Source organism: Pseudomonas sp. P5_A12 (assembly GCF_056400685.1).
Map to the genome: position 1 here is coordinate 1 of NZ_JBFUKU010000353.1, position 5,018 is coordinate 5,018.

General features: G+C 53.7%; 5 protein-coding genes. 2 read left to right on the forward strand and 3 right to left on the reverse strand.

The genetic code is table 11. The features are described from left to right. Positions 1-449: 449 nt before the first annotated feature. Positions 450-1,388, reverse strand: a complete 939-nt coding sequence (locus AC1DSG_RS27605) for a LysR family transcriptional regulator (RefSeq protein ID WP_477793711.1) — start codon at positions 1,386-1,388, stop codon at positions 450-452. A gap of 122 nt (positions 1,389-1,510) precedes the next feature. Here AC1DSG_RS27605 and AC1DSG_RS27610 point away from each other — a divergent pair, with 122 nt between their 5' ends. Beyond that, positions 1,511-2,437 (forward strand): alpha/beta hydrolase, encoded by a 927-nt coding sequence (locus AC1DSG_RS27610; protein ID WP_477793712.1) that lies wholly within the window; start codon positions 1,511-1,513, stop codon positions 2,435-2,437. 447 nt (positions 2,438-2,884) lie between these two features. Continuing rightward, positions 2,885-3,094 carry a hypothetical protein gene (locus AC1DSG_RS27615; protein ID WP_477793713.1) on the forward strand — a complete coding sequence of 70 codons (210 nt, stop codon included), beginning with the start codon at positions 2,885-2,887 and terminating at the stop codon, positions 3,092-3,094. A 75-nt stretch (positions 3,095-3,169) separates the two neighbouring features. On the opposite strand, the gene AC1DSG_RS27620 is transcribed toward AC1DSG_RS27615, so the two are convergent. Both AC1DSG_RS27620 and AC1DSG_RS27625 read right to left on the reverse strand, forming a co-directional pair. Beyond that, complete coding sequence (locus AC1DSG_RS27620) at positions 3,170-3,811, reverse strand: LysE family translocator (protein WP_477793714.1); 642 nt, start codon at positions 3,809-3,811, stop codon at positions 3,170-3,172. Between the two features lie 85 nt (positions 3,812-3,896). After that, on the reverse strand, positions 3,897-5,018 hold a 1,122-nt coding region (locus AC1DSG_RS27625; RefSeq protein ID WP_477793715.1), incomplete at its 5' end, for an alanine/glycine:cation symporter family protein.

The window sequence follows — 5,018 nt, forward strand, 5'->3', positions numbered from 1 at the left end:
ATCATGATCTCCAGACTTGCCGACAGAATGGCAAATATGAATCGTTTCACAAGAATAGCTGGCGAACATAAGCCACCAAAACCGCTAAACCTATAACGATTCTACTTTTTGTATTTATTCTCGAAAGAGATTTTTATGAAGCGCTTCATTTTTATTCTGATAGTTGGTCACTGTCAAGCATTTGCACCATCACTGCCGGCCCGCAAAAGGCAGCCAGGAGCTCCTCAAAACTGCGCCGTGCTGAAAGCGCGTCAGGAGTCAGTATCCGTTTACTTTAGGTAATAGGATGAGAGAGACGCCGGCGCACGGGGATTATGAGCAGCCGGGTTCTTCGGCACGGGCGTCGGGTGCAGGCGAAGCATCCGGCAGCCCGAAGCGGATGCCGACATGAAAAGAATGTGCTTCGCGCTAGCTAGGCACTGACCATGTGCGTGCGATTAGCTCACCGGTCAGACAGGACGAAGATCATCAGTCGAATGCAGCTCCCATGGTGGGCAAGGCGACCAAGCCTCTACAAGCTTATCGATGAAGAGTCGGATTTTTGGAGAGAGGTGGCGCTTGCTCGGGTAGATCACCCGAATAGGCTCTGCGGCCTCCGCGTACTCCGCGAGCAGTTGAACGAGCTTGCCGCTGCGCAAATCGTCGTTAACCACGTAGGAAGGCAGAGTTGCTATACCCAAGCCAGCGACAGCCGACTGGTGCAACGACTCAGCACTGTCCATCTGCAGCCTTCCACCATGAGTAACAGGCAAAGAGCGACCGCTCACTCGAAAATTCCAGGGAAGCAGTCTCCCACCGCTCACAAAATGCAGGCACTGGTGCTCGGAGAGATCGTCGGGCGTTTGAGGCTGCGGATGCTCAGCCAGATACTTGGGTGAAGCGCAGGTAATCATTTGTTGGTAGGCCACGGTGCGCGTGAGCAACCGAGAATCTTCCTTGGGAGGCCCGATGCGCATGGCCAAGTCAAATCCCTCATCGATAAGGTCAACGAGCCTGTCGGAAAAAGTGATATCCACGCTCAAAGAGGGCCAATCCTTCAGGCAGCACTCGATGTGCTGAAGAACATGAAGTCTGCCCAACGCAACCGGCAGGCTCATCCGCAGTCGTCCACTGGGTGTCGAACGACGAAACGCCAGGGCGTCTTCTACATCGTCCAGATCCTGAAGAACGCCCACGCAGCGCTCATAAAGAACCTGGCCGTCGTCGGTCATGCTCAAACTGCGCGTGGTGCGATTGAGCAGGCGAACCTGTAAGCGAGCCTCGAGCCTTACTATCGACTTCCCCACCGCAGAGCGAGTTAGACCGAGTTGCTTGGCCGCCGCAGTGAAGCTTCCAGCGTTTACTGAGCTTACAAACGCTGCAATATCGTTCAGGTTGTGGAGTTCCATGGAGGCCTCTGGAGGTCAACGTTCGGGCGGCTTAGCACCTGATATAGGGAACCCTATTCCCCAATAAGAAGAATAGTATCTCAATTAGCTACTCCATTGCCCAACGATCAATTGAGGTCATTATGAACAGTAAAGTACAAGCAGCCGTCCAAACCTGGGCAAACAGCCTTAGCGATCTGGTACCCGTTCTGAAGGGAATCGATACCACTACAAAAATGAGCGACATCCGCGACTCCTACGCAAAAATGCTCGCGCAAAATCCAGCGCCTGCTGGCGTCAAATTCGAAGCAGTCGACATGGGCGGCGTACCCGGCACACTGGTTACCCCGGACGAGATCAAAACCGACGCGGTAGTGATGTACATCCACGGCGGTGCCTACATTGTTGGTCGTCCAGACGGCTACCACGGCATCGGCGGCAACTACGCAAAAATGCTCGGTGCTCGTGTGTACATGCCGGACTACCGTCTCGCCCCTGAGCACAAGTTCCCAGCCTCTATTGACGACACACTGCGCGCCTACGAGTGGTTGCTTGAGCAGAAAATCCCGGCTAACAAGATTGCATTCTCTGGCGAGTCAGCTGGCGGCGCGATGGTTGTCAGCGTGATGGTGGCGGCAAAATCGAAAGGGCTCCAATTACCGGCGGTTGGCTCATCTATTTCGCCATGGGCAAACCTTGAGCATACAGGTGCCTCCATGAGCAATCGTGAAGGTCTGGATCCTCTGAACTCTAAGCCTGTCCTGGATATCCTCGCCAGAGCGTTTCTAGGCGACACGCAGGCCAACCATCCTTTGGCTTCTCCCGTCTTCGCGGACGTCACTGGACTTCCTCCGATTCTGGTACAGATTGGCGAGAACGAGCTGATGCTAACTGACGCGATGCGTTTGGCCACCCATTTGGCGGACAACCGCGTCAGAGTCGACTTGGAGGTTTGGCCAGCGATGTTCCACGCTTGGCATTTCTACTCATCGATCTTGCCAGAAGGACAACAAGCAATGGAGAGTTCTGTGCGCTTTATCGAAGCGGGCTTGGCCGATGCGAATCGCTGAATCGAGAGTCAAACTGTGGAAGCTTTCCAGTTCCCGCAGTTCTGACGCTAATTGATCAAATAGGCTTCCCTCCTCTGGCCCAACGCGATAGCGAGAAAATTGCAATGGTCGCTTCCTGCTGCGCCAGTTGGAGGGAGCAAAAGCGGAAATGGCATTAGCTATGAACGCTTACAACTTCAAGCGAGCAATTAGCTTACTCGGAGCCCGCCAGTTGATGGCGCTAATGGGCTGAAAGACTTTTTTTCGTCTGTTGCTCATAAAAAATAAACGCCCGAAAAAGTCGGGGCATTTGTTGGGCTGGCCTTCAATGCGTTTTCATACAGTCTGTTGAAGGGCCCTTTTGTACTCAAACCAAAATCACTTTGTCAGCCAGGACTCAACTGTCGCAGAGCCATCACCTACTGACTCTTACTTTGCTACGCTGTCCTCTTCCACGGAGGAATCACGATGCCAAATTCAGACCTGCTCCCTTCCCTGCTATTCAAGATCAACGAAAACCAACTAGCCCTAGAAGCCGCGATCATGGAGCTCACACTCTGGGTCGAGCAGCGAGGATCAGCGGAGGTCGCCGGTAACATTCGTGGTGCTTTGGACACAATCAGTAAGAATGAAGAGTTCATCAACCTGACGCTGGCGATGCTCATGGCGCCAGAGTGAGTAGGTCTCAAGTTAGGTTGGCTAGCCGGGCCTCGCTGGCCCGAAGGAGCGAAGAAGCGAATAGCCACCCTCCGCTTATGCAGCCTGTCGACGCATGGTCAGGATGGCTGCTCCGAAGCAGATGAACGTCGACCCCACCACCCGGCTGACCCACCGGGACAAGTCAGGCCGCGTCAGCACGCCCTTGGCCCGGGAGGCAAGCGCGGCATACAGGCTCAGCGACGCAACCGATAACGCCATGAAGATCGAAGTGAGGATCAGGAACTGCGGCAGCAACGTCGCGCTCTGATCGATGAATTGCTGGAACAGCGCAGTGAAGAACATCGTCGCCTTAGGGTTGGTCACCGCTGTCAGGAAAGCTGACTTGTACAGTTTTAAGCGAGTGGGCCTGCTCTTGTTCGAGCCATCCTGCATACCTTCCGCGAGCATCGGGCTCTTTTTGAACAACTGCCTTACCCCCAGGTAGAACAGATAGCCGGCACCGATGACTTTCACCGAATTGAACAACCATTCGGAACTGGCAAGCAACGCCCCCAGGCCTAGCATGGCAGCGGCAGACAGGCAGAACAGGCCACTCGCATTCCCGAGGGACGACCACACTACGCTGCGTTGCCCATGGGCCAGGCTGTTGTTGATTGCCATCAAGGTGGCAGGCCCTGGACTAGCAATGGCAATTGCAGCAACCAGTGTAAACGCAAGAACCGAGTGAAACTCCATTTTCAATGCTCATAGTGGGTGTTGTTGCATGGTACAGGAGGTGATGAGCCTGTAAGCCAACTTCATCGGGCGGTCATGGCACTTTTCATCTTTGTATTGCGGATGCAACCACCTGAATTGCAGGCTCAGAAATGTTGTTGTTCACTGTTGGCCGAGGCGGCCACGCCTTCAGATCAAGATCAAGATCCTTGAATAGGCCTGAGTCGAAGATCGGTGTCTTGATGCCTGCTTTGCGTTGCTGATCATAATCGCTCAGCAAGCGCATGCCGACCTTGAACAACAACGCGAGGGCGATCAGATTCACAAAGGCTAGCAACGTCATGGTGATATCGGCGAAGGCGAACACCGTATCCAGATTCTGGACAGCCCCCCAAAGGATCAATAGCAACACCAAACCACGATAGACAATGATCGCAGCGCGCTTGTCACCAAGCAAAAAACGCAGATTGTTCTCGCCCAGATAGTAGTTGTATAGGATCGAGGTGAAGACAAACAGAGCCAACGCCACGCTGATGAACGTGCGTCCYCAATCTCCAACCACTGCCGCGAGTGCGTTCTGTGTCAGTACCAAGCCGTCACCTTCGAAACCTGGCGTGTAAAAACCCGACAGAAGAATCAGCAGCGCCGTGCAAGTACAGATCACAAAGGTGTCTAGAAAAACGCTGAACGCCTGAACCACCCCTTGAGCAGCTGGGTGATCCACTTTCGCCACTGCGGCTACGTTTGGAGCACTGCCCAGTCCAGCCTCGTTGGCAAACACTCCACGCTTCACGCCCATGACAATTGCACTGCCGACCAGGCCGGCGAATGCCTGATCCAGACCGAAGGCGCTTTTAAAAATGGTCATCAGCATGCCAGGGACATGATCAAACTGAAGCACAATCACATATACGGTAACGCCAATGTAGGCCAAGGTCTTTACTGGCACCAACAAGTCCGAAACGGCAGCGATACGTTTGATTCCACCGATGAAAACCAAGCCAAGCAATAAAGCAATCACCACACCGGAGTAGGTAGTAGAGAAACCGAACGCATTATTCAGCGAGTGAGTCACTGCATGAGATTGCAGCCCATTGAATGCAAATCCGAAGGTTACCAGCAGCAACAAGGCCATGATTTTTCCAAGCCAGGCTTGTTTCAATCCGTACTGGATGTAATACGACGGCCCACCGCGAAACTGCCCCTTGGAATCGCACCGTTTGTACAG